This window comes from Sphingomonas sp. (assembly GCF_035998645.1).
GTDB lineage: Bacteria > Pseudomonadota > Alphaproteobacteria > Sphingomonadales > Sphingomonadaceae > Sphingomonas.
Genome location: NZ_DASYHL010000002.1, coordinates 443413 through 468593, shown reverse-complemented (window position 1 = coordinate 468593; position 25181 = coordinate 443413). Strand labels below are relative to the sequence as shown.

Here is a 25181-nt window from a genome sequence, read left to right as displayed (position 1 = left end):
TTCGGCACCGCCCCGGGGGAGGAGGGGGAGCTGGAGCGGTGCCGAATCCCGGACCAGGTCCGGGGCGCGCGGCCGTCAGGCCGCTACGAGGGTGAAGGTCGAATGCACGCCCTGCGCTTCTGCAGACGGGGCGATCCACACGTCGAACAGGCCCGGTTCGACCGTGGGCTTGAGGTCCATGCCGATGAACTGCAGGTCGCGACGGCGCAGTACGAAGCGCACCGTCTCGCTCGCGCCGGGAGCCAGCGCCAGCTTGCGGAAGGCCTTTAGCTCACGCACCGGGCGGGTGATGCTCGCCGCGCGGTCGCGGATGTAGATCTGCACCACTTCCTCGATCGCGCGGGTGCCGCGGTTGGTGATCGTCGCGGTGAACGCGATCTCGCCGTCCCAGCCGAGCGTGCCAGCCTGCGGCGTCAGCCCCGCATACTCGACCTTGCCGTAGGTCAGGCCATGGCCGAACGGATACAGCGACGAGTTGGGGCTGGTCCGCCAGCGCGTCTTGTATGGCTCGAGCTTGTCGTCGCTCGGGTTCGGGCGGCCGGTCGGCTTGTGCGCATAATGATAAGGCTGCTGCCCCGATTCACGCGGGAAGCTGATCGGCAGGCGCGCCGAGGGGCTATAGTCGCCGAACAGCACGTCCGCGATCGCATTGCCGCTCTCCGATCCCAGGAACCAGGTGACGAGGATCGCGGGCGCATTCTTGACCGCCCCCTCCAGCGCCAGCGCGCGGCCGTTCTTGAGCAGCACCACGATCGGCTTGCCGGTCGCCGCGACTGCTTCGGCCAGCGCCATTTGCGGGGCCGGAACGGTGATGCTGGTGCGCGACTGCGCCTCGCCCGACATGTTCTCGCTCTCGCCGATCGCGAGCAGCACGACGTCGGCCGCGTTCGCCGCCGCCACCGCCGCCGCGATGCCGCCGTCGAGCGGCTCTTCGACCTTGGAACCCAGCGTAACCGTGACCGGTGCCGTCTTGCCCAGCGCATTGCGCACGCCGGTCGCCAGATCGATCGCCTGCTTGTTGTCGCCATAGACGCACCACGGACCGTTAAGGTCGTGCTGCCCCTCGGCGAACGGGCCGATGATCGCGATCTTCTTGCCGCTCTTGGGCAGCGGCAGCAGGTCGCCGTCATTCTTCAGCATCACGATCGAACGCTTGCCCGCATCGCGCGCCAGCGAGAGACTTTCCTTGGTCCGCGTCCGCGCCGCTTCACGCTTTTCATCGATGCGGCGGAACGGGTCTTCGAACAGGCCGAGCTTCGCCTTGAGCGCCAGCACCTTGCGCACCGATTCATCGACCCGCGCCATCGGCACCTCACCCTTTTCCACCAGGTCGGGCAGGTGGTCGCGGTAGAAGCCGCTGGTCATGCTCATGTCCACACCGGCCATGAAGGCGAGCTTGGTCGCCTCGCGCGCGTCGGCGGCGTAGCCGTGCGCGATCATTTCCATGTCGCCGGTGTAATCGGACACGACAAAGCCGTCGAAGCCCCATTCGTCGCGCAGAATCTTGCGCATCAGCCATTCATTGCCGGTCGCGGGGACGCCCGACAGCTCGTTGAACGCGGCCATGGTGGTCGGCGCCCCGGCAGCGAACGCAGCCTGGAACGGCGGGAAATAGACTTCGCGCAGCGTGCGCTCGGACACGTCGACGGTGTTGTAGTCGAGCCCCGCTTCGGCCGCGCCATAGGCGGCGAAATGCTTGGCGCACGCCATCATCGTGTCGATCGCCTTGAGGCTCTTGCCCTGGAATCCGCGCACGCGCGCTTCGGCGAACAGATTGCCGAGCAGCACGTCTTCGCCCGAACCCTCGACGCCGCGGCCCCAGCGCTGGTCGCGCGCGATGTCGACCATCGGCGCAAAGGTCCAGTCGATGCCGGCAGCCGCCGCCTCGAACGACGCGGCAGCCGCAGCCTTTTGCGCCAGCAGCGGCTCGAAGCTCGCCGCCTCGCCCAGCGGGACCGGGAAGACCGTGCGATGGCCGTGGATGATGTCGGCGGCGAAGATCAGCGGAATCTTGAGGCGCGACTCCCGCATCGCCGCGGTCTGCATGACCCGGCACATGCGGGCATTGTTGCCGTTGAACACACCGGTGATGCGGCCCTGACGCACTTCATCGACCTGCTGGCCGAAATTGGCGTTCGAGCCGCTCGGCGGGTTCATCGCGATCGCTGCGCCGCCGCCCCATGCCGCAGCCATCAGGCTGAGCTGTCCGGCCTTTTCCGCGATCGTCATCTTTGCGATCAGCGCGTCAACGAACCCGGGGACCTCGATCTTGCCGGCTTCACCCATCAGCGCGCGCGCGGGGCTGTGCAGCCATGCGGCGACCGCACCTGCACCCATCAGGGCGGCGCGGCGGGAAATCCGGGTGTCGAGCATGTTGGTCCTCTCCTGAACGGGGCGCACCGGCAAGGGTACGGCAAATACGGATGGATGGCGCGCCTCGGATTGAGGTTGTCGCGGCAAACCGTAACCGGTTACATGCCGCCTAACGATCGGATTTGCAATCGCGAATGACCCGGTGGAGAAGAACGTTCTCAAAATGGGGGTGGGACGGCATGGGTGAGGCGACGATTCGGGATGTGGCACGGCACGCGCAGGTGTCGATCGCCTCGGTCTCGCGCGCGCTCAACGGGCTGGGCAATGTCCGCGCCGAGACCCGCGAGCGGGTGATCGCCGCTGCCGCCGAGCTTGGCTATGTCCCCCATGCCGGCGCGCGCAGCCTCAGCCTCGCCCGCGCGCATGCAATCGGGGTCGTGCTGCCCGACCTGCATGGCGAGTTCTTCAGCGAGTTCGTGCGCGGGCTGGACCGCGAAGCGAGCCGGCGCGGCTATGTCATGCTGTTGTCGGTGATGCATGACGATAGCGAACAGGCGGCGATGGCGTTGCGGGCGATGCGCGGCCGCGTCGACGGGCTGGTGGTGATGGCACCGCATCTGTCCGAAGCGATGCTGCGCCGCGCGCTGCCGACCGGCCTCCCGGCGCTGGTCATCCACGGCCCGCGCGCGATCACCGATCTGGCAACCGTGCACCTCGACAATGACACAGCGACCGATGCGATGGTCGCGCATCTGGTCGCGACCGGACGGCGGCGGATCGTTCATATTGCCGGGCCAGAGGGCAATATCGATGCGAGCGAACGCGCCAGCGCCTTTCGCGCCAGCATCGCCCGGCACCTGCCCGGGGTCGAGCCGATCATCCTGCCCGGCGATTTCGCGGAAGAGGGCGGTCAGGCCGTCGCGCGCGCGATCGTGACGGGCCAGATCGACAGCGATGCGGTGTTCGCGGCGAACGATATGATGGCGATCGGCTGCCTCAACGGACTGCGCGCCGCCGGGATCGACGTTCCGGGCCGGGTCGCCGTCACCGGCTTCGACGACATCCCGCTCGCCCGTTATCTCGGCGTCACCACGATGCGCGTGCGGATCGCCGAACTGGGCGAGGAGGCGATCGGCCGGGTGATCGACGTGCTCGAGGGCGAAGGGCCGGACACGCGCGCCGAGTTACACCAGGCCGAACTGGTCGTTCGGGCGACGAGCGCGGGCTAACGCACCTTCACCGGCGCGCTACGCTTCGAGACCCCGGTCTCGTTGAACGCCTCCACCGCCACATAATAGCCAACGCCCTTGTTCAGCGCGCGCAGATCGAGTTTCGCCTGCGGGCCATCACCCAACTCATCCGCGAACACCTGATAGGTCAGCGTCAGCCGATCCGGGCGGATGCCCCACATCACGTTATAGCCGGTCGCACCCGGCACCTTGCGCCAGCTGATCTTGGCGTTGCGCTCGTCGGTGTCCCGCACGGCCGCCACCGCACCCGGCATCGCGGGCGCGCGGCCATCGGCGGTACCGAACACGCGCAGGTCGTTGATCGCCAGATGCGCGCCGCCGATATGGCCGTGGACGTAGCGGACGAAGCGGACCTTCGCCGGCGCCTCGAGCTGGAAATAGGCGTTGGGCCGATCGCGGCGCGGGGCCTCAGTCTCTGCCAGCTTCGACCAGCTCTTGCCGTCGATCGACCCTTCGAGCCGGAATTCGGTGTAAATGTCCGGCGCATCACCATAGCGGCCGGACTTATAGTCGGCGAAATTGACCTGGATCGCGCGGACCGTCTTTGCCGCGCCAAGGTCCATCGTCAGCATCTCGCCCGGCTTCTTGCTCGCGGCGACCCAGAAGGTGCGCGGATTCTCGTCCGCCGCACGGCTCGCGTGGAACTCACCCAAGGTCGAGGATGCGGTCAGCGTCTTGCGATACGACAGCAGCATCCAGCCGGTGAACAGCCCCTCGATATCCTCGACCTTGCCCTCGGGCATCCAGTGCGGGAAATCGCCGAAGCGCGACGAGGCCCACATCTGCCCATCCGCCTCGAACCGCGTCGGGAACAGGTTGATCCGCCGCTCGAACGTCCAGTTATGGCCGAGCCACGGCGTGCCGCTGTTCCACCAATTGCCGTGGTGATCCTGCACCGTCGATCCATGCCCCGCGCCCTCGACGAACCCGCCGGGCTTGTAGGCGACCGGATTCCACGGCGCGTACTCGAACGGACCGAGCGGCGATTTCGAGACGTACGCGCCATTGGCATAGGCGTTATACTCGGTCCCCGGCGCGCCGTACTGAAGGTAATAGGTGCCGGCGACCTTGGTCATCCAGGCGCCTTCCATGAACGGCTTGATCGGCGTGCCGTCGGGCAGGGTACCCGAATGATCCTGACCGAACCGTTCCCAGCCGTGATTGTCGGGGTCGAGCTTGAACGCCTCGGTCGCGCGGCCCTTGTAGATCATCCGGCCGTCTTTGAACTCGATCTCAAGGCCATAGAGCGGGAAGACGTTGGACGATCCCCAATAGAAATACCATTTGCCATCGTCGTCCAGGAACAGCGCAGGATCCCATGGCCCCGGCGGCACATCGCCCGGCTTCATGTTCGCCTCACCACCCGGCCAGACCTGGCCCGGCAGGCGCGGCATGCGGCGCACGAAATAGTCGAGATTGCCCGTCTCCGGCGCGTCAGAGACGTAGACCGACCCCGGCTCCATCATCGACGGCATCAGATACAGCCGCTCGCCGTCCGACCAGGCGGCGGGGGCGACGAACCCGCCCTTTTCCCAACGGCTGGGGGTGATGAAGGTCCAGTCGATCAGATTGGTCGAGCGCCAATAGCCCTCGGCCAGCGTCTGGAAGAGATAGTAAGCGCCCTTGTGCCGGATGATCACCGGATCGGCGCCGGTGCGGTACGAGATATCCTCGTTCACCTGCTCATAATTGTAGCGGTAATCGAGATCGATCGGGTTGGCGTAGGTGCGCTTGCCCGGCTGCGCGGTCGCAGTCCCCGCTGTGCACAGGCTGACCAACACCAAAGCAAGGCTTGCACGCACCGACCATCTCCCAAACCTGCGCCGCGACGAGCACGAAGGCCCTGTAACCGGTTACAATTCAGGAAGAAACCCGTCAGCACAAGATAATCCTCCCCCGCAAGGGGGAGGATTTTAGATGGTCACTCCCACCAATAGGCGCGGCGCTTCGCAGTGCCGGTGTCGACCTCGTTCATCGTGCGCGGGTCGTACATCCGCCCGCCGAGCATGACGCGGTGGATCTTGTCGCTGTTGCGGATGTCCGCGGTCGGATCGGCGTCGAGGACCAGCAGGTCGGCCAGCTTGCCCGGCTCCAGCGACCCGACATCCTTGGCGTAGCCCAGCGACTTGGCCGAATCGATCGTGCCGGTACGCAGCGCCTCGACCGGGGTCATGCCGCCGCGCACGAACGACCACAGCTCCCAATGCGCACCGATTCCGGCCTGCTGCCCGTGCGCGCCGATCGCGACCAGCTTGCCGGCCTGCATCACCTTCTTCGCTTCTCGCGCGGCCTCGTCATCGACGAAGTTGCTTTCGGGCGCCTTGGTCACCCGCATCGTATCGGCGCGCAGCTGCGCCGGGGGCGTGTGGACCATCAGCGGGTTTTCCCAGACATTGGTCGCCTGCCGCCAATAGGGATCGCCGGCGAGGCCGCCATAGGTGACGACCAGCGTCGGGGTGTAGTTGGTGTCGCTCTGGCCGAAGAACTGCAGCACGTCCTTGTAGAACACCTCACCGGGCACATTATGCTCCAGCGTCGAGTTGCCGTCGGCGATCAGGTTCATGTCCATGCCGAACAGCGACCCGCCCTCGGCCACGACCTGCATCCCCTCCGCCCGCGCGGCGGCGACGACCATCTGGCGCTGCTCACGGCGCGGCTGGTTGTAGTTCTTCACCGAGTACGCACCCTGCGCCTTCAGGCGGCGGACATGGTTGAGCGCATCGTCATAGCTGTCGATCTGCGCGTACACGCCCGCGGCACGCGCGCCATAGACGATCTCTCCGGTCGAAAAGAGCCGGGGGGCAAGGATCTTGCCCGCCTGCTGCATCTCTGCCGCGGCAAAGACGTGGGCCGCCTGGCTCGACGGGTCGTGCAGCGTCGTGGTGCCGAGCGCAAGATTCTGGAGCAGCGACCAGTTCTGCTGCGGGATCAGCTCGTCGGTACCATAGGGGCCGTGCGCGTGGGCATCGACGAGGCCGGGGATGATCGTCTTGCCGGCGACATCCACCATCTTGGTCCCAGCGGGAAGCTGGATCGCAGCGGTCGGCGCGACCGCGACGATGCGATCGCCCTCGATCAGGATCGTGCCGTTCTCGATCACCCCACCATCAGCGCCAGCCATGGTGACAATCCGCGCGCCGGTGAGCGCCACGGTGCCGCGCGCCTTGGCCGCCTCGACCTCCATCGCCATCGAGCTGGTGCGCGGGGTCACGGTGACCTTGGTGCCACCGGGTGCCGAGGCGAAGAATGCACTGCGGTCGGCGGTGTAGAGCGTCGGGCCGAGGCTCCAGTGCAGCCGCGCGCCATCGCCCGACCAGGTGATGTAATCGCCGCCATCACTGCTGACGCGCACCACCGGGAGCGCATCGCCCTTGGGTGCGACCGCGACCTGCTGGCCACCGGGCATCAGCGGCATCGCGAACACCTGATAATTCTGGCGGAAGGCGACGCTCTTGCCGTCCGGTGCGACGATGAATTCGGTGGCGAGTTCACCTGCGGCATGGACGCGCTTGCCCTCACCGTTCAGGTCGGTCGAGACGAGCTGGAGCTTCTCGCCGCCCTCGACCATGAAGATGCGGGCGTTCGATGCGCCAAATTGCGGGCGCGACAGGCTGCGCGTGACCATCACCGGCGCGCCGCCAGCGGTCGCGACGCGATAGACGCCGGGGTTCTCACCCCATTTGGGTGCGGTCAGCCCGCCGCCATCGCCCTTTTCAAACACGATCGTCTTGCCGTCGGGGGAGAATTGCGGCCGCGCATAGTGGCCCGGCTGCTGCGTCACGCTGCGCGCCGCGCCGCCCGACGCGGCGACCACGCGGATCGAGGCGAGGCTTTCGTCATTCCACTGGACGAACACGATCGACCGCCCGTCGCGCGACCATGAAGGGAACAGCTCCATGCCAGTGCCATCGGCCAGGTTGGTCAGGCGCTTGGCCGTACCACCGTTGACGGGCTTGACCCAGAGCTTGCCCAGGCTCTCGAACACCAGCTGGCTGCCATCGGGCGAGACGGTGGCGAAGCGCGGCATCTTCGTCGTGAAGCTCGCCGGAGCGACCGCGATCTGCGGGTGCGGGGCGTCGGCGACTGCGCGGGTGTCAGCGACACGGAACGGGATCACTGCGGCGTTGGCACCATCGGTATCGACGCGGCGGATCTTGCCGCCCGCCCAGAACACGATCGACTTGCTGTCGGGCGTCCAGTCGATGTTGGGATAGACGCCGGTGACCGCCCAGGTTTCCTGCACGTCCTGATCTAGCGCGCCATAGACGATCCGCTCGGCACCGCTTGCCAGGTCCTTGACCCACAGCTTGGACTTGCCCGCTTCACGCCGGACAAAGGCAATCGACTTGCCGTCGGGCGAGGGCGCCGGGCGCACCGATCCGCCCAGACCCGACACGGCAGTCGTCGTCTCGCCGGTCTCGAGGTCATAGCGCTCGATGTTGAACAAATTGGTGTTCGAATCCTGCGCATATTCGAAGATCGGGCCGGACGTGATGTTGCGCGTGAAATACACGCCCTTGCCGTCCGCCGAATAGATCGGCTCGCCCAGTTCCTTCTGGTGGCGCTCGTTCGGGCGCTTGACCAACTGCACCCCAGCCCCGCCCGAAACGTGATACAGCCACACCTCACCCGTGCCGAGCGAACGGCCGGTGGTGAAATGCTTCTTCGCGACGATATACTGCCCGTCCGGTGACCAGCTCGGCTGGTTGAGCAGGCGGAAATCCTCCTTGGTCAGCTGACGCTTGTCGCTGCCGTCGGCATTCATGATCCAGATATTGTCGCCGCCGCCGCGGTCGGAAGTGAAGGCAATGCGGCGGCCGTCGGGGGAAAAGCGCGGATGCACTTCCCACGCCATCCCCTCGGCCACGCGCGTCGGCGTGCCGCCCGCGATCGGCATGGTGTAGATGTCGCCGAGCAGCGCAAAGGCGATGCTCTTGCCATCGGGGCTGACATCGACGTCGATCCAGGTGCCTTCATCGGTGTCGATCTTCGCCTGCTTCAGCGTCGCGCCCTGCGGCGCGTTGACGTCCCATTTGGGCTTTTCGGCGGGCTTGTCCTGCGCGTTTGCCTGACCAATGACGAAGAGCGCGGCGAGGACGCCGGCGACCGACTGACGCATATGGGACTCCCTGAATATGTTCTGGGAGCAGTTGGTAACGGCCGAAACCGGACCCGTCACCCGCGCTTCATCGAAAATCAGCGCTTCAGGAGGAAGACGGCATGTTCCGCGCGGAAGTTTGCCGCCGCAGAGCTGGTAAGCTGGTCTCCCGACAAAAACCAAGCCTGCTCGACCGTGATCCCGCGCTCACGCACATAGGCGCGGAAATCGTCGATGGTGACATGGTGGATATTCGGCGTCTCATACCACGCCACCGGCAACAGCCGCGTCACCGGCATCCGCCCGCCCCACAGCAGCGACAGCCGCACCCGCCAATGCGCGAAATTGGGAAAGGACACGACCGCGCGCTCACCGATGCGCAGCAAGTGATCGAGCACGACATGCGGCCGCATCGTCGTCTGCAGCGTCTGGCTGAGGATCGCATAGTCGAAACTGGCGTCAGGATAATCGGCCAGATCGGTGTCGGCATCGCCCTGAATCACCGAAAGCCCGCGTCCCACGGCCGACGCGACATTATGCGCGTCGATCTCCAGACCGCGCGCATCGCATCCCCGCCGGTCACGCAGCGCCGCCATCAGCGCGCCGTCGCCACAGCCGACGTCGAGTACCCGGCTGCCCGGCGTGACGTTGGACGCAATGATCGCAAGGTCGGGACGGAGCGCGGTCATTCTGCCCCCCATATCGCATTAAACTCGTATGCTGATGCGTCCAGCATCACCGTTGGATCGGTATCCTCAGCATGCGGCCATTCAAATTCTAGTCGATAGAAGTCATCGCCAATCAGAGTGCCAAACCCAAATTGACTAGCGCCATCGGGATAGCTCGCAATGTTATCCCTCAGGACCTTGCCTGTCGCAAAAATCTCGATCACCCGAAGAACGTTCCCGGCATGATCAACCTCATACCAGAGGGTGACCGGCTCATCATCATGGAGATGAAGCCAACTGCAGCGATAGTAGGCGAGCTTTCCCTCAGGCGGACGGCTAGCGATCTTCACTCGCCAGCCCTCAAAAACCCGTCGACCACGCGGTTCAGTTCGGGCGCTTCGAGCAGGAAGGCGTCGTGGCCAAAGGGTGAGGACAGCTCGACGAAGCTGACCGGCGCGCCGGCGGCGTTGAGCGCATGGACGATGCTGCGCGAATCGCGCGTGGGGTAGAGCCAGTCGGTGTCGAAGCTGACGAGGCAGAAGCGCGCCTTGGTCTCGCGGAAGGCGTTGGCGAGCACGCCGCCATGCTCCTCGGCGAGGTCGAAATAGTCCATCGCGCGGGTGATGTAGAGATAGGCGTTGGCGTCGAACCGGTCGACAAAGCTCAACCCCTGATGGCGAAGATAGGATTCGACCTGAAAATCCGCGTCGAAGCCAAAGGTCTTGGCCTCCCGCGCCTGCAGCTTGCGCCCGAATTTCTCGGTCAGTCCCTCTTCAGACAGATATGTGATGTGCGCCGCCATCCGCGCCACCGCGAGGCCCGACGCAGGCGGCTCGCCCTCATAATAGGCGCCGCCATTCCAGCGCGGATCGGCCATCACTGCCTGCCGCCCGACTTCGTGGAAGGCGATGTTCTGCGCCGAATGCCGTGCGGTCGATGCGATCACCACCGCCGCCTCGACGCGGTCGGGGAAGGTGGCGGGCCAGCTCAACGCCTGCATGCCGCCCATCGACCCGCCGACCGCGGCCTTGAGCTTGGCGACGCCGAGATGGTCGAGCAGCATCGCCTGTGCGCGGACCATGTCGCGGATGGTGATGACGGGGAAGCTCATCCCCCACGGCGCGCCGGTCGCCGGATTGACCGTCGCCGGGCCGGACGACCCCATGCAGCTGCCCAGCACATTGGCGCAGACGATAAAGTGCCGCGCGGGGTCGATCGGCTTGCCCGGCCCGATCATGCGCGTCCACCAGCCGGGCTTGCCGGTGATCGGGTGGGTCGACGCGACATGCTGGTCGCCGGTCAGCGCGTGACAGATCAGGATCGCATTGCCGCCATCCGCCGCGAGCTGCCCATAGGTTTCGTAGGCGATTTCGACCGGCGACAGCAGCACGCCCCCGTCGAGGCGCAGCGGCCCCGGAAGCGTCACGCGGCGGTCGAGGCCAAAGCGCACATCGTCAGACATCGCCGCGTGCCTAGAAGCCGCGCGGTCCGCGTTCAAGCGGTTCGCGCGGGGATGGTTCGGCCGAGGATCGCCTGCGCCGCCAGCCGCCCGGTCTGCGCGCCGCCATTCATGTAACCAGGGAAGGCGTCGGACAGATGCTCGCCGGCAAAAATCACGCGACCAAGCGCCGGGGCGGACTGCACCGCCGCGCCGTCCTCGCCCTCCATCCACAGCAGCGACCCGAAGCGAGTGAGGTGTCCGGGCGGATAGCAGCCATAAGATCCGCCGATCAGCGGATCGCGATGCCAAGCGGTGCGCCGCACCGGCGCACCGGCACAGGCGGCGGCAAGATCGCCGAGCGCCGTGCGTGCATCGGCCGCATAGCGCGCCGCGAGCGTCTGTGCGGAGATGCGATCATCGGTGGCGTCGCCGCCCAGATACCAGGTCCACACCGGTGGCCCTTCGACACCGCGCACGCTGCCGTCCCAACCGCTCGCCCAGCTGCCGCGCGCCCCGGCATGCCACACATCGCCGCCCCCGCCAATCGCGTCGCGCCAGCGTGCCGAGTCGGCGACCGCGAGAATTTTCTCGTTCCGCCCAAGCGTCATCGCCTGGATGAATCGGCGCCACTGGACCGGCAGCGGCACCGCAAAGTCGATCTGCCGCGTCCTCGGGGCCGGGACTGCAACGATCACCGCATCCGCGCGCACGGTTGCGCCATCGGCGAAGCTCAGCGTGACGCCGCCCGTCGCGTGAGCGACCCGGCGCAGCACGCGGCCGGTTTCGATCTGCCCGGCATAGCGTGCGGCAAGCGCGTCGATCAGCGTGCTGCTGCCCCCGGCAATGGCATAGCGCTCGTCCGACCCGCCCAGAATGTCGGCGCGTTCGCCGTCTACCGTCGGCAGGTTGAACAGCAGCGACAAAGCCGAGGTCGCGTCAGGCTCGGCACCATATTCGGTCCGCCCCGTCGCCTCGAGCAGACCGCGCACCCAAGGAGCGGGCAGCAACCCCGCATGACGATCGAGATAGTCCGCGACCGAAATCGCATCGAATGCGCGCAAGGCAGCGGGGTCGGCGTCAATCCGGTCGGCATCGCGACCGATCTGTGCCGCGATCGGGCCGAGCGCGTCGGCCAGCTCGACCTCTGCCACGGTGCGGCCAGCGGTGACGACGATGCTGCGATGCGGTTCAGCCTTTCGGTCGACCAGTTCCGCGCCGAACCGCTCGGCGAGCGTGCGGAGATCGTGATGGTCGCTGTTGACCAGCTGGGCACCCAGTTCAAACGCGGGCGCGGTTCTGGTCTTCTGCGTGAAGATGCGCCCGCCTAGCCGCCGGCCCGCTTCGTACAGCCGGGCATCGACGCCCGCCTCGCGCAGATGGTGGAGCGCGGTCAGCCCGGCGATACCGCCGCCGACGATTGCGACCCGACCGATGCCGGTGCGCGCCGGTGCTGCAGTGGGGATCGCCGCAGCGACACCCCCGGCGGCAAAGCCCTTGAGCAACGCACGGCGCGTGGTGCCGGGCTGGGCCGGAACCGGTGCCGCTTCGCCGGCAGCGGCCAGATTCCGCCGCCGCGCCGCCGCCAATGCACTCCAGAACAGACCCCCGCTTCGCATCCCACCCCCGGTTTCGTTGCCCCGGGATTAGCGCCACGACCTTGCTATTGCGTAACCATTGGGCAAAGGGGTCGGCCATGACTGGACCGACCCCCAAGCCGTGGATCATGGACATTGCCCCCTATGTGCCGGGCAAGTCGAAAACCGATGATGGCCGCAAGGCGATCAAATTGTCGTCGAACGAAAATCCGCTCGGCACCTCGCCGGCTGCACGCGCCGCATTTGCGACCGCCGCAAGCAGCCTCGAGCGTTATCCCGACGCCAGCGGCACCGAATTGCGTGAGGCGCTGGCCGCCAAGAACGGGCTCGATCCCGATCGGATCATCTACGGCAATGGATCGGACGAGGTGCTGCACCTTGCCGCGGGCGCGTTCGCCGGGCCGGGCGACGAGATCATCTATGTGAACTACGGCTTCACCGTGTACCCGATCGCGACCAAGCGCGTCGGCGCGGTGCCGGTGGTCGCGCCCGACAAGGATTATGCGACCGATGTCGACGCGATCCTTGCCAGCGTCACCGACAAGACCCGCATCGTGTTCGTCGCGAACCCCAACAACCCGACCGGCACCCATGCCAGCCGCGAAGAGATCGCGCGCCTCCACGCCGGGCTGCGCGACGACATCCTGCTCGTGCTCGACCATGCCTATGCCGAATATATCGATGGCGACATCGACGATGGCGGCATGGAATTGGCGATGACTGCGTCCAACGTGCTGGTCACGCGCACCTTCTCCAAAATGTACGGGCTTGCCGCCGAGCGCATCGGTTGGGGCTATGGCGCGCCTGCGATCATTGAAGCGATGCACCGCATCCGCCTGCCGTTCAGCATCACCATCGCCGGGACCGCAGCCGCCATCGCGGCGCTCAATGACGACGACTTCGTCGCGCGCTGCAAGGCGGAGAATGCCCAATGGCGCCGCTGGTTCAGCGACGAGATCGCCAAGCTCGGCAATGCTGGCCTTCGCGCGGTACCGAGCCAGGCGAACTTCGTGCTGGTGCTGTTCGAAGGCAAGCTGACCGGCGAAGCGGCCTATAAGGGGCTGATGGACGCGGGCTATATCGTCCGCTGGCTGCCCGGTCAGGGCCTGCCCCATGGGCTGCGCATCACCATCGGCAATGAGGAAGACACGCGCGCGGTCGCGGCGATCCTGCAGCAGCTGGTGGCCGCCGCCGACGCCGAATGAAGCGCTTCGGCATCATCGGCTTCGGGCGGTTCGGTCAGCTCGCCGCCACGCATTTGCGCGATCATTTCACGGTGGTGGTGCATGATTCGCGCGACGTTGCCGAGGATGCGACGCGAGTCGGTGTCGCCACCGCGACACTGGAAGACGTGGCCGCGAGTGACGTCGTCATGCTCGCAGTGCCGGTGCAGGCGATCGAGGGCACGCTCGCGGCGGTCGCCCCGCATGTGCGGCCCGGCGCGCTGGTCGTGGACGTGGCATCGGTCAAGATGCTGCCCGCGCGCTGGATGGCGGAGGCACTGCCCGACAGTGTCGACATCGTCGCCACCCACCCGCTGTTCGGGCCGCAGAGCGCGCGGCGCGGGCTGGCGGGGCAGCCGTTGGTGGTCTGTCCGGTGCGCGGCGAGCGCCACCACCGCGTCGCCGAATTCGGGCGCAAGCTCGGCCTCAAGGTCTCGATCACCAGCGCCGAAGAGCATGACCGCGAAATGGCCTATGTTCAGGCGCTGACGCATTTGATCGGCCGGACGTTGGTCAATGTCCGCATCCCGGATGAGGAGTTGAAGACCGACAGCTACCAGCATCTGCTCGAGCTGTGCGCGCTGATCGGCGATGATAGCGAAGAGCTGTTCTTCGCGATTCAGAACCTCAACCCGTTCGCGGGCGAGATCACACAGCAGTTCATCGGCGAGGCGAACGGCCTGCTCGCCCGCGCGCTCAACGCCGGAAACCGCAGCGCGGCGGATTAATCCGCGAAACCCGGCTCGAACGCGTTGATCCGGCGATGCACCGCTGCTTCGATTTCCTCGCGGGGCAGGCCGGGTGGAAGCGGATCGCCATACAGGAACGTGACGGTGCCGGGACGCTTTGGCCCTTGGCGCGGCCAGACCTTCCCAGTCTCGCATGCCACCGGGATCACCGGCAGCTTGATCGCGCGGTAGAGGCCGGCAAAGCCCGAGCGCAGCGGCGGTGTTTCGCCCGGAGGCGTGCGGGTGCCTTCGGGAAAGATCACCACCGACCTGCCCTCCTCGACTGCGGCGCGGGCTTCCTTCATCATCGCGCGCAGGGCCTTCGCCGATCCGGCGCGGTCGATCACGATCACACCATATTGCCGCGCGACCCAGCCCCAGACCGGGATGCGCGCGAGTTCCTGCTTCATCACGATTGCGGGCGCATCGAGCATCGCGGCCATCGCCAGCGTCTCATACATCGCCTGATGCTTGACCGCATAGAGCGCCGGACCTTCGGCGCGCTGCCCCGCGACCGCGACCCGAATGCCGAGGATCTGGTGCGCGAGCAACAGCCCAAGGCCCGCCCAGGCCATCGAATAGCGGCGGATTCGCTGCGTGCCGAACAGGGCGATGATCGGTGCGGCAAGCACGATCGGCACCGACAGGCCGTAGAAGATGATCGAGAAGATCAGCGTGCGGATACGGTCAGCCATTGCCGATCCCGAACAGCAAGGCGAAGCGCCGCACCAGATATTTGTGATATTCGCGCAGCAGCATCGACCAGCTGGCGGTGGTGCGAACCCCATCGCCACGAATCTCGACATCGGGGCCGAGCGCGTTGGCGAGTTCGAGCTTGGCGCGCGGGACGTGCCAGTCGGCGGTGACCAGCCGGATCGACTTATAGCCATGCTGCGCGACCCATGCGGCGGTCTCATCGGCGTTGGAGCGGGTGTCGACCGCCTCATGCCCCAGATCGATGCAGCAGCGGAACAGGCGCGGCGAGGTCTTGTACTCGACCGCCAGTTCGATCGGGCGCACCGTCGGGTCGGTGCCGGTGATCAGCATGCGCTTGGCGCTCTTCGCCTGAAGCAGCGCGATCCCGCGATCGATTCGCCCCGGTCCACCGGTCGGGACGACGATGGCGTCGGTCTTCACTTCGGAATCGAGCGGCTTGCCCAGCGACAGCATGAACAGGCCGAAGCCGATCGCCCAGGCGAGGATGAGCAGGAGCGGGATGCGCCAGATCACAGCGTGCGCCCCAAGGTCCGCAGCACCGCGACCCGCGCCGCCGCCATCGCCAGCAGCGCGAAGGCGAGCGGCACCAGCGCGAGCAGCACCCAGTCGGCATCGGCCAGCGCGATGCTGCCGAGCAGTTCCGAGCCGAGCGCCGACGTCTGCCGCCCGAGCAGCCATACCGCGCCCAATGCCGCCATCGTCCCGATCACCCCGCCTAGCAGCGTGTCGAGCGCGATGCGGCGCTGGAACAGGCGCGCCACCTGAGTGTCGGTAGAGCCCAGCATATGCAGCACCGCGATCGTGTCGCGATGCGTATCGAGCCCCGCGCGCGCCGCAAGCAGCACCACCGCTGCGGTCGCCGTCGCCATCAACAGCACCAGCCCCGCCGCCGCCCAGGTTAGCGTCGCGATGAAGCCGGCTACAGGCGACAGCCATTGCGCATGCTGGTCCACCCGCGCCGCGGGCGACACCGCGAGTGCGGTCTGGCGCACCCGCGCGATCAGCGCCGGATCGCCCGCGCGCAGATCGACATCGATCATCGCGGGCATTGACAGCTCGGCATCGAGCCCGGTATCGCCGAGCCAGGGGCGCAGCAGCTCGGCCAGCCGCGCGCGATCGACCTCGCTCACCTGAGTCACGCCGGGAATCGCGCGGATGCGCTCGACCAGAGCGCGGGCATTGGCGTCGCGCCGCGCGGCGTCCGCCTCGACCAGCTGAACCGTCAGCCGTCCGGCGAGCTGCCGGTCGAGCGACCGCCCCGCACCGGCCATGCCAAAGCCAAGCGCTCCGGCGAGCACGGTCAGGAACAGCATGATCGCCATGATCCACACCATCGCACGGGTCCGCTGCCCGTCATCGAGCCAGCGATGATGCGGTCGCGGTCGCCCGATCGCCATCATGCCTCCCCCCGATCGGGCGGGAAGCGTAGCGCGCCGGTGGGGTCGAGCAGCCGCCCCTTTTCAATCCGCATCATCCGCGCGTCGGGAATGCGGTTGAGCAAGTGGAAGTCGTGCGTCGCGACCACGACGGTGGTGCCGAGCCGGTTGAGCGAATCGAACAGGTGCAGCAGCCGTTCGGCCATGTCGGGATCGACGTTGCCGGTCGGCTCGTCCGCCACCAGCATCTCGGGCCGGGTGATCACGGCGCGGGCGATGGCGATGCGTTGTTGCTCGCCACCCGACAGCGTCGGCGGCTTGGCCTTGCCGCGATCGGTGAGGCCGACCCAGGCGAGCATCTCGCGCACCGGCGCCTCGATCTCGCCTTCCGGCATCCCGGCGACGCGCAGCGGGAGGGCGATATTGTCATAGGCCGAAAGGTGCGGGAGCAGGCGGAAGTCCTGGAACACCACCCCGATGCGGCGGCGAAACCCCGGCAGGCGGCGGCGCGGCAGCGCGCCAGCATCTTCGCCGAACAATCGCACCACGCCGCGCGTCGGCCGCTGAGCGAGGTAAAGCAGCTTCAGCAGCGACGTCTTGCCCGCGCCCGATGCGCCGGTCAGGAAATAGAACGCGCCTGCGCTGAGCGTGAAACTGACGTCGCTCAGCGTTTCGGTCCCGGTGCCATAGCGCAGGCCGACATTCTCAAACTGAACGATATTGGCCATGTGCCGGCGTCGGCCGCTCCTGATCCTTCTGCCCCTAGGCCAGCCATCGCACAGCCAACCGGCCCGCTCAAGCATAGCCGCAGCCGCGCGACTCGGGCCTTGCCATTCCCGCGCGGCGGGTGTTTAGATTCGGGACTGGCGGCTGCCCGTTTTGGGTTGATGGCTGCCTAGCAACGCGTGCCGCCATGATCCTCGAATGCCCCGAATGCCGAACGCGCTATTTGGTCCCCGATACCGCCATCGGCGGTGACGGGCGGACGGTGCGTTGTGCCAGCTGCAAGCATAGCTGGTTCCAGGCCCCAGCCGGTGGCGCGGCGAGCGTCGCGAAGCCCGCCCCCGATGTGGTGCGGGCGGACGCCTATTCGCAGCCAGCCCCGGTCGAGGACAAGCCGCGCGAATACGACCCGTTCGCGCATGAGCCGCCATTCAAGCCGCGCCGCAATCCCGAGAAGCGCTGGACCGCCGCCGCCGCCATCGCCGGCCTGTCGATGGCACTGGGTGCGGGCGCGATCATCTGGACCGGCGCGCCCGGCCTAGCCTCGCAACTGGGCCTGCGGATCGGCGCGGCGCAGACCCCGCTGATCTTCACCGCCCAGTCGGTCGAGCGCAAGCCGCGCCTCAATGGCGGCGAGCTGTTCGTGGTCAGCGGACAGGTGATGAACCCGACCAAGGAGACGCAGCGCGTCCCCAACATCCTGGCCGAGCTGCGCGATGCGAACAACACGATCGTCTATAGCTGGACGATCACGCCGGACCCGCGCACGCTGCCCGCCGGCGGAAGCCTCGACTTCAACAGCGGCAAGCTCGACGTGCCGCCGACGGGCAAGACGATCCAGTTCAGCTTTTCCGGCGAAGGCGGCGGATAGTCCACCATAGCCGCCCGCCGTTGAGCAATGCGGCGGCGACCATGCCGCTGCCCGACGCCCACACCAGCCCCATCGGTCCCCAGCCATGCTGGACCGTCCACAGCCCGATCGCGCCGGTCAGCACGAAGAAGGCGAGGATGCCGTTAATCCCCGCCGCGACCTGATCCCCCAGCGAGCGCAGCGCATAGACGAACACCACTTGAAGCCCGTCGAACAGGATGAACGGTGCCCACAGCGCCAGCATCAGCGCGGCGAGCGTCGCGACCTCTGCCGATGCCGGGAAACCCGACACGATCAGCAGCGGCGCGAACGTCAGCGGAAGCGCGAGCAGGCCGAGGATCAGCGCCGCCAGCACCGCGCCGATGGCGGTGCGGGGTCCCGCCTGTGCCGGCACGCCCTCCCCAACCGCATTGCCCACGCGCACGCCGACAGCGGACCCCAAGCCTAGCGCGAAGGCGAAGGTGACGTTGTGGACCGAGAACACGATCTGGAACGCGTGCGTGACCGAATCGCCGAGTTGGGTCGACAGCGCGATCAGGATCGAGAAGCCGGCCAGTTCCAGCCCCGACGCGACTGCAGGCACCGCGCCGAACGCCAGCAGCCGCCCTACGCCGCGCCACATCGCGGGGGTGCCGAGGTCGCTCCAGTCGCGCACGCCGCGCTCTTTCGCGCGGGGCAGAGTGAGCGCGGCGATGGTCATGGCGACGGCGCCGACGATCGTGGCGATGACGGTGGCGCTGGCCGCGCCGACCGCGCCGAACTGTGGCAGGCCGAACTGGCCGGTGGCGAGGATCCAGGCGAGGACCGCGTTGAGCGGCAGGATCGAGAGGTTGACCGCCATCACGCGGCGCGGGCGGCTGACGCCTTCGAGGAAGAAGCTCGCGGCGACGATGATCAGCTGAAACGGGTAGGCGAGCGCCATCACCTGAACGACCCGCGCCGCTTCGGGGGCGATGCCGGGATCGACGCCGACGCCGCGCAGCATTGGCAGGGCGAAGACGAACAGCAGCGCGCCGCTGATCAGGCCGAGGATGCCGCCGAGGACGAGGCCCTGCCGCAGCACCGCGCCGGTCGCGGGAAGGTCCTTGGCTCCGTCGGCGCGGGAGGAGAAGACGAGCACGCCGGTGAGCCAGCCCAGCGCCACGACGATGCCGATGAAGGTCAGCGTGCGGCTCGCGCCGAGTGCGGCGACCTCATGCGTTCCGACCAGCCCGACGACGATCACGTCGGTGACGTGGAGGATCGTCCAGTTGAGGCCAGTCAGCACCACCGGCCAGGCCAGCGCGAGGATGCGGCGGATTTCCGCGCGGGTTTCGGGGGTCAGCGTCATGGGGCCGCCGCCTTAGCCGCAGACTGCCGCGGAAAAAAGGGAGGTTGCATGCCCCCCGGCCCTTTGCTAGGGGCCGCTGCCTTACCCGCCTCCGGTCTCATCCGGTGTGCGAAATCCGTGCGGCCATGGCGGAATTGGTAGACGCGCAACGTTGAGGTCGTTGTGGGCGAAAGCCCGTGGAAGTTCGAGTCTTCTTGGCCGCACCATTTCATTAAAAATTCAAATGAACCAACCCCTTAAGGGGTAAACCGACGCGCGGCATGGGCCACGCGCCGGTAGTCCACATCAGAACGGCACGTCGTCGTCGAGATCGTCGGGGAAGCCGCCGCCCGCAGCGCCGCCGCTGGCCGCGCCACCGCGCGCCGCGCCGCCGCCGAAGCCGCCACCCGCGTTACCGCCGCCATAGCCACCGCCACGGCTGCTCGACTGGCCCGCGAACGAATCGTCGCCGCCGCCCCAGTCATCGCCGCCACGGCTGCCGCCACCGCCAGCGCCACCGCCCTGCGCGCCGCCGGGTCCGTCGAGCATCACCAGCTTGGCATCGAAGCCCTGCAGCACGATTTCGGTCGAATAGCGGTCCTGGCCCTGCTGATCCTGCCATTTGCGGGTCTGGAGCTGGCCCTCAAGATAGACTTTCGACCCCTTGCGCAGATAGCGTTCGGCAACGTTCGCGAGTCCTTCGGAGAACAGCTTGACCGTATGCCATTCGGTGCGCTCCTTCTTCTCGCCGCTGTTGCGGTCCTTCCACGATTCGGAAGTGGCGACGCGCAGTTCGACCACCTTGCCGCCGTTGGAAAAGGACCGGCTTTCGGGATCGCGCCCGAGATTGCCGACCAGGATGACCTTATTGACGCTGCCCGCCATATTCACTCCGCTTGTAAATCGATATCGAGGGACGAATGGCCGATATCCTTAACCTGAACAAGGCGCGCAAGGCACGCGCGAAGGCACAGAGTGCCGCAAAGGCTGTGGAGAACCGCGCCAAATTCGGGCGCACCAAGGCGCAGAAAGCGGCGGACGAAGCCGAGCGCGCCCGGATTTCCGAAAATCTGGACGGCGCGCGGCGGGAATGAGGTTCGACTTTGGCCTGGCCATGATCAGGGTATAGCATAATGAGAACATGTAGGAAACATGTTGGATATTATCGTGTTATGTGAAGCGCTTATAGGCATTCGCGAAAGGTTGAACTGGCCGAATCCGGCAGCGTTGGGCGGCGCTGCGGATTGGGCGAAGTGAACATGTCGCGGGTTTACGCGTCATTGGTCCGATTTGGGGTGTCGCCTTTCCCGAGGCGCAAGTCCCAGATCGACAAAGCGGCGTCGGCAAATTTCTGCTTTTGTCGAATGTCCGGTTTCAGCCAGTCTGATTGAGAGGCGCAATGTCGGAAAGTGGGTGGAAAACGGACCTTGGACGAGTTAAGTCGCCGCAATGACATCTGGCCGTTTTGTGTCGGCAGTTCGGCGCACCACTCCCTTTTTACTCCCGATCATTGCCGCCACCCTTTTTATCAGCAAGATAATGGAAACGAAGTACCAGGAGGGCTGGTTCGCAGCGCAAGGATGCATCCCTCAAAGCGGGTGCGTCTTGGGGGAGTTCAACCTCGGAGAATACGTGGTGATTGGCGCACTTGTTTGCGCCAGCTTTGTGTTTGTAGGTGTTGGTCGAATCAAGTTGGGAAATTATCTAGCGCTCATCTTGGCCTTGTTGTGTGGCATGGCTTGGCTGGGCGCTACGCGATAATATCCGCAACGCGGTCGTTAGCCGAAAGGCAGGCTACCAGGATGCGATGACCGTTAGCTCCCCGCTTGAGGCGATGGAGCCCGACGACGCCCCCTAAAGCCCCAGCGCCTTCGCCCCCCAATAGGTCAGCCCCGCCGCCGCATAGGCCGCCGCGAACAGATAGACGATCATCACGATCGGCCATTTCCAGCCATTGGTTTCGCGCCGTGCTACCGCGATGGTCGAGAGGCATTGCGGGGCGAAGACGAACCAGGCGAGGAAGGCGAGGGCGGTGGGGAGCGGCCAGCTTTCGGCGAGGCGGTCGCCGAGCGCCGCTGCGCCGGTTTCCTCGTCCGGGGCGTCGATCGCGTAGACGGTCTGGAGCGCCGATACCGCGACTTCGCGCGCGGCCATGGCCGGGATCACCGCAAGGCTCATTTCATGGTTGAAGCCGATCGGGGCGAGCACGACTTCGAGGCCGGATGCGATGCGGCCGGCGATCGAATATTCGCTCTGCTTCACGCCTTCGGGTGCCACCGGGTAGGAGGCGAGCAGCCAGAGCGCGACGGTGACGCCCATGATGATCGTGCCGGCGCGGCGCAGGAAGACATAGGCGCGCTGCCACAAGCCGATCAGCAGGTCTCGGATCGAGGGAAGCTGATAGCGCGGCATTTCCATCATGAAGCCGCCGCTCTTGCCGCGCGTCGCGGTCAGGCGCAGCACGAAGGCCGCGAGGATCGCGCCAACGATGCCGAAGACATAGAGGCCGAACAGCACCAGCCCCTGCAAGCCAATGCCCGGGCCGACATCGCGCGCGGGGATGAACGCGCCGATGATCAGCATATAGACCGGAACACGCGCCGAGCAGGTCATCAGCGGCGCGATCAGGATCGTGGTCAGCCGCTCCTTGGGATCGTCGATCGAGCGCGCGGCCATGATGCCCGGGATCGCGCATGCGACCGACGAGAGCAGCGGGATGAAGGCGCGGCCCGACAGGCCGACCAGCGACATCAGGCGATCCATCAGGAAGGCGGCGCGGACCATGTATCCGGTCGCTTCGAGCAGCAGGATGAAGAAGAACAGGATGAGGATCTGGGGCAGGAACACCACCACCGATCCGACGCCGGCGATGATTCCCTGAACGATCAGGTCGCTGATGAAGCCGCTGGGCAGATTGGCCTGCGCCTGGACGCCGAGCCATTCCTGAGCGCCCTCGATCCAGCCGATCGGGGCTTCGGACCAGCTGTACACCGCCTGGAACATCACGAAGAACATGGCGATCAGGATCATCCAGCCCGCGACGGGGTGAAGGACGACGTTATCGACGGCGCGGGTGAAGGCGCGGCCACGCGGCTGATCGGTGATGGCGAGCGCGGCGATGCGGCGGGCGTCGCGCTGAAAATGGGTGATATCCGCTTCGGGCACGGCAGGCGCGGCGGCGTGGCTGGCGAGCAGGACGCCGCCGAGCGCTGCGCGCAGTTCGTCGAGGCCGCGCTTGCGCACCGCGACGGTGGTGACGACCGGCACGCCGAGCTCCGCCGACAGCGCGTCGGCGTCGATCGTGATTCCGTCGCGGGTCGCCATGTCGATCATGTTGAGCGCGACCACCATCGGGCGGCCGAGCTGGCGCAGCTGGAGCACGAAGCGCAGATGGTTTTCGAGGTTGGAGGCGTCGGCGACGACGATCAGCGCGTCGGGGAGGCGTTCGCCTTCCTGCTTGCCGAGCACGACGTCGCGGGTAACGGCTTCGTCGGGGCTGGACGGATCGAGACTGTAGGTGCCGGGCAGGTCGACCAGCTCGACCGGGCGGCCATCATTGAGCGCGAGGCGGCCGGAATGGCGCTCGACCGTGACGCCGGGATAATTGCCGACCTTTTGCCGCGCGCCGGTGAGCGCGTTGAACAAAGCGGTCTTGCCGGCATTGGGGTTGCCGACGAGCGCGACGAGCGGTTGCGCGTTCATGCCGCGCTCTCCACCACGGGCACGATTCGGATCGCGGCGGCGACATGGCGGCGCAGCGCGACGGTCATGCGGCCGATGCGGACTGCTGCAGGGCCGCCGAACCAGCCGACCGGGCGGATCAGTTCGACCACGACCCCTTCGTCCAGACCGAATTCGCGCAGGCGCCGCACTTCATGGGGGGCAAGCGCAGTCCAGTCGATCGACACGACGGTGGCAGGGAGATTGCGCGCAGCACGCGCCAGCGAGTCACTCATGTTGCGAGCGATTATCAAGAGCGGTGAGGAAAAGCCAGCGGATTGCGAATCATTCCTCCCCCAGCTTGCTGGGGGAGGGGGACCGCCGCGCAGCGGTGGTGGAGGGGCCGCCCCGTAGAGGGCGGTATTTTGCCGAGCTGGGTTCGGCTGTCTGCGCAGCCGCCCCTCCACCACCCGCTGCGCGGGCGGTCCCCCTCCCCTGAGACAAGCTCAGGGGAGGAATGGGTGGGTTGCAAATCTTTCCGCCATCGCGCACCCGCTGGCTTTCCCTCCAGACAGACTGACAGCCATGACCGACAGCATTCTCCGCCCAGAATTGCGCGACGCCGCGCTCACTTCCAAGGCCTGGCCTTATGAAGAGGCGCGCAAGCTGCTCAAGCGCTATCCCGACGGGAAGCCTGGCGGTGCGCCGGTGCTGTTCGAGACCGGCTATGGTCCGTCGGGCTTGCCGCATATCGGCACGTTCAACGAAGTGCTGCGCACGACGATGGTGCGGCGCGCGTTCGAGACGCTGTCGGATCAACCGACGCGGCTGATCGCGTTCAGCGACGATATGGACGGCCTGCGCAAGGTGCCGGACAATGTGCCGAATGGCGCGATGCTCGCGCAATATATCGGCCATCCGCTGACCAAGGTGCCGGACCCGTTCGGCAAGTTCGACAGCTTTGCCGCGCATAACAATGCGATGCTGCGCGACTTTCTCGACCGGTTCGGGTTCGAGTATGAGTTCGCCTCGTCCACCGACTATTATGGGTCGGGGAAGTTCGACGAAGCGCTGCGACAGGTGCTGCGCAACTATCAGGGCATCATGGACGTGATGCTGCCGACGCTGCGCGCCGAGCGGCAGGCGACCTATTCGCCGGTGCTTCCGATCAGCCCGAAGACGGGCATCGTGTTGCAGGTGCCGATCGAGGTGCTCGACCCCGAAACCGGCATGATCGCGTTCACCGACAGCGATGGCGAGCGGATCGAACAGACCATCTTTGGCGGCAAGTCCAAGCTGCAGTGGAAGGCCGATTGGGCGATGCGCTGGGTCGCGCTGGGCGTCGATTACGAGATGGCGGGCAAGGACCTGATCGATTCGGTGACCCAATCGGGCAAGATCGCGCGCGTACTGGGTGCCCGCCCGCCGGAGGGGTTCAACTACGAGCTGTTCCTCGATGCCAAGGGCGAGAAGATCAGCAAGACCAAGGGCAATGGCCTGTCGATCGAGCAGTGGCTGAGCTATGGCCCCGACGAGAGCCTTGCCTTCTACATCTATCGCGAGCCGAAAAAGGCCAAGGCGCTGCATCTGGGCCTGATCCCGCGCGCGGTGGACGATTATTGGCAGTTCCGCGCCGCCTATGCCGAGCAGCCGGTCGAGCAGCGGCTCGGCAATCCGGTGCATCATATCCATAACGGCCCGCCGCCTGAGGGGACGCTGCCGGTGACGTTCGGGCTGTTGCTCAACCTGGTCGGCGTGATGCGTGAGGCGACCAAGGAGCAGGTGTGGGGCTATCTCGCCAATTATCTGCCCGGTGCGAGCGCCGCGGAATGGCCGGAGCTGGATGCGCTGATCGGCTATGCCATCGCCTATGTCCGCGATGTGGCGGACAAGCCGGTGCGGCGCGCGCCCGAGGGCGTCGAAGTGGACGCGTTGCAGGATCTGGACCGCGAACTCGCCGCTGCGGGGGCGGATGCGTCGGCCGAGGATCTGCAGAACATCGTCTATGAAATCGGCAAGGCGCGGTTCGGCAAGGAGGCGCTGCGCGACTGGTTCAAGGCGCTGTACGAGACGCTGCTGGGCAGCTCGCAGGGGCCGCGCATGGGCAGCTTCATCGCGCTGTATGGCGTGGAGAATAGCCGGACGTTGATCGGCGAAGCGCTGGCGAAGGGCTGACGATCAATCCTCCCCGGAACGGGGAGGGGGACCG

21 protein-coding genes and 1 tRNA gene are annotated in these 25181 nt (G+C 66.5%); 7 read left to right on the top strand and 15 right to left on the bottom strand.

Annotated features, from left to right (window positions below):
* Nucleotides 1-75 precede the first annotated feature (75 nt).
* Nucleotides 76-2373: a glycoside hydrolase family 3 N-terminal domain-containing protein gene (locus tag VGN66_RS02535; RefSeq protein WP_327517271.1), complete on the bottom strand. Its 2298-nt coding sequence runs from the start codon at nt 2371-2373 to the stop codon at nt 76-78.
* 179 nt (nt 2374-2552) lie between these two features.
* Between VGN66_RS02535 and VGN66_RS02530 the strand changes: the two genes are divergently transcribed.
* Complete coding sequence (locus tag VGN66_RS02530; protein WP_327517270.1) at nt 2553-3542, top strand: LacI family DNA-binding transcriptional regulator; 990 nt, start codon at nt 2553-2555, stop codon at nt 3540-3542.
* On the opposite strand, the gene VGN66_RS02525 is transcribed toward VGN66_RS02530, so the two are convergent.
* From VGN66_RS02525 to VGN66_RS02500, 6 genes are all read right to left on the bottom strand, one after another.
* On the bottom strand, nt 3539-5365 hold the full coding sequence (locus VGN66_RS02525; RefSeq protein WP_327517269.1) for a family 43 glycosylhydrolase: 1827 nt from the start codon (nt 5363-5365) through the stop codon (nt 3539-3541). The two genes, VGN66_RS02530 and VGN66_RS02525, sit on opposite strands and share 4 nt — an antisense overlap.
* 119 nt (nt 5366-5484) lie before the next feature.
* Nucleotides 5485-8682 (bottom strand): amidohydrolase family protein, encoded by a 3198-nt coding sequence (locus VGN66_RS02520; RefSeq protein WP_327517268.1) that lies wholly within the window; start codon nt 8680-8682, stop codon nt 5485-5487.
* A 77-nt stretch (nt 8683-8759) separates the two neighbouring features.
* Complete coding sequence (metW, locus tag VGN66_RS02515; RefSeq protein ID WP_327517267.1) at nt 8760-9350, bottom strand: methionine biosynthesis protein MetW; 591 nt, start codon at nt 9348-9350, stop codon at nt 8760-8762.
* Nucleotides 9347-9679, bottom strand: a complete 333-nt coding sequence (locus tag VGN66_RS02510; protein WP_327517266.1) for a DUF6881 domain-containing protein — start codon at nt 9677-9679, stop codon at nt 9347-9349. The genes metW and VGN66_RS02510 overlap by 4 nt, the downstream gene beginning before the upstream one ends.
* On the bottom strand, nt 9676-10791 hold the full coding sequence (metX, locus tag VGN66_RS02505; protein ID WP_327517265.1) for a homoserine O-acetyltransferase MetX: 1116 nt from the start codon (nt 10789-10791) through the stop codon (nt 9676-9678). Before metX ends, VGN66_RS02510 begins: the two co-directional genes overlap by 4 nt.
* Before the next feature lie 32 nt (nt 10792-10823).
* Entirely contained in the window at nt 10824-12386 is a 1563-nt protein-coding gene (locus VGN66_RS02500) for an NAD(P)/FAD-dependent oxidoreductase (RefSeq protein ID WP_327517264.1), read from the bottom strand.
* Between the two features lie 77 nt (nt 12387-12463).
* Between VGN66_RS02500 and hisC the strand changes: the two genes are divergently transcribed.
* The gene (gene hisC, locus VGN66_RS02495) at nt 12464-13570 is read left to right on the top strand and encodes a histidinol-phosphate transaminase (RefSeq protein WP_327517263.1); all 1107 of its coding nucleotides are present in this window, start codon (nt 12464-12466) and stop codon (nt 13568-13570) included.
* On the top strand, nt 13567-14316 hold the full coding sequence (locus VGN66_RS02490) for a prephenate dehydrogenase/arogenate dehydrogenase family protein (RefSeq protein ID WP_327517262.1): 750 nt from the start codon (nt 13567-13569) through the stop codon (nt 14314-14316). The genes hisC and VGN66_RS02490 overlap by 4 nt, the downstream gene beginning before the upstream one ends.
* On the opposite strand, the gene VGN66_RS02485 is transcribed toward VGN66_RS02490, so the two are convergent.
* From VGN66_RS02485 to ftsE, 4 genes are read right to left on the bottom strand one after another with little or no spacing between them, the layout of a single operon-like run.
* Nucleotides 14313-15011, bottom strand: a complete 699-nt coding sequence (locus tag VGN66_RS02485; RefSeq protein ID WP_327517261.1) for a lysophospholipid acyltransferase family protein — start codon at nt 15009-15011, stop codon at nt 14313-14315. The two genes, VGN66_RS02490 and VGN66_RS02485, sit on opposite strands and share 4 nt — an antisense overlap.
* A complete protein-coding gene (locus VGN66_RS02480; RefSeq protein ID WP_327517260.1) occupies nt 15004-15546 on the bottom strand; it encodes a YdcF family protein in 543 nt (180 codons plus the stop codon). The genes VGN66_RS02485 and VGN66_RS02480 overlap by 8 nt, the downstream gene beginning before the upstream one ends.
* A complete protein-coding gene (locus VGN66_RS02475) occupies nt 15543-16430 on the bottom strand; it encodes a cell division protein FtsX (RefSeq protein ID WP_327517259.1) in 888 nt (295 codons plus the stop codon). Before VGN66_RS02475 ends, VGN66_RS02480 begins: the two co-directional genes overlap by 4 nt.
* Nucleotides 16430-17137: a cell division ATP-binding protein FtsE gene (gene ftsE / locus VGN66_RS02470; protein ID WP_327517258.1), complete on the bottom strand. Its 708-nt coding sequence runs from the start codon at nt 17135-17137 to the stop codon at nt 16430-16432. Before ftsE ends, VGN66_RS02475 begins: the two co-directional genes overlap by 1 nt.
* A gap of 185 nt (nt 17138-17322) precedes the next feature.
* Between ftsE and VGN66_RS02465 the strand changes: the two genes are divergently transcribed.
* Nucleotides 17323-18003, top strand: a complete 681-nt coding sequence (locus VGN66_RS02465; protein ID WP_327517256.1) for an MJ0042-type zinc finger domain-containing protein — start codon at nt 17323-17325, stop codon at nt 18001-18003.
* Here VGN66_RS02465 and VGN66_RS02460 read toward each other — a convergent pair.
* The gene (locus tag VGN66_RS02460) at nt 17975-19333 is read right to left on the bottom strand and encodes an MATE family efflux transporter (protein ID WP_327517255.1); all 1359 of its coding nucleotides are present in this window, start codon (nt 19331-19333) and stop codon (nt 17975-17977) included. The genes VGN66_RS02465 and VGN66_RS02460 overlap by 29 nt on opposite strands.
* A 119-nt stretch (nt 19334-19452) precedes the next feature.
* Between VGN66_RS02460 and VGN66_RS02455 the strand changes: the two genes are divergently transcribed.
* Nucleotides 19453-19539: transfer RNA gene (locus VGN66_RS02455), tRNA-Leu, on the top strand.
* A 79-nt stretch (nt 19540-19618) separates the two neighbouring features.
* On the opposite strand, the gene ssb is transcribed toward VGN66_RS02455, so the two are convergent.
* Nucleotides 19619-20197, bottom strand: a complete 579-nt coding sequence (gene ssb, locus VGN66_RS02450) for a single-stranded DNA-binding protein (protein ID WP_327517254.1) — start codon at nt 20195-20197, stop codon at nt 19619-19621.
* 35 nt (nt 20198-20232) lie between these two features.
* Between ssb and VGN66_RS02445 the strand changes: the two genes are divergently transcribed.
* Nucleotides 20233-20406, top strand: a complete 174-nt coding sequence (locus tag VGN66_RS02445) for a DUF4169 family protein (protein ID WP_327517253.1) — start codon at nt 20233-20235, stop codon at nt 20404-20406.
* A 760-nt stretch (nt 20407-21166) separates the two neighbouring features.
* Here the strand turns inward: VGN66_RS02445 and feoB are convergent.
* Both feoB and VGN66_RS02435 read right to left on the bottom strand, forming a co-directional pair.
* A complete protein-coding gene (gene feoB, locus VGN66_RS02440) occupies nt 21167-23014 on the bottom strand; it encodes a ferrous iron transporter B (RefSeq protein WP_327517252.1) in 1848 nt (615 codons plus the stop codon).
* Entirely contained in the window at nt 23011-23268 is a 258-nt protein-coding gene (locus VGN66_RS02435; RefSeq protein ID WP_327517251.1) for a FeoA family protein, read from the bottom strand. The genes feoB and VGN66_RS02435 overlap by 4 nt, the downstream gene beginning before the upstream one ends.
* A gap of 289 nt (nt 23269-23557) precedes the next feature.
* On the opposite strand from VGN66_RS02435, the gene VGN66_RS02430 reads away from it, so the two are divergent.
* Nucleotides 23558-25147 carry a lysine--tRNA ligase gene (locus VGN66_RS02430; protein WP_327517250.1) on the top strand — a complete coding sequence of 530 codons (1590 nt, stop codon included), beginning with the start codon at nt 23558-23560 and terminating at the stop codon, nt 25145-25147.
* The last annotated feature ends 34 nt before the right edge of the window (nt 25148-25181 follow it).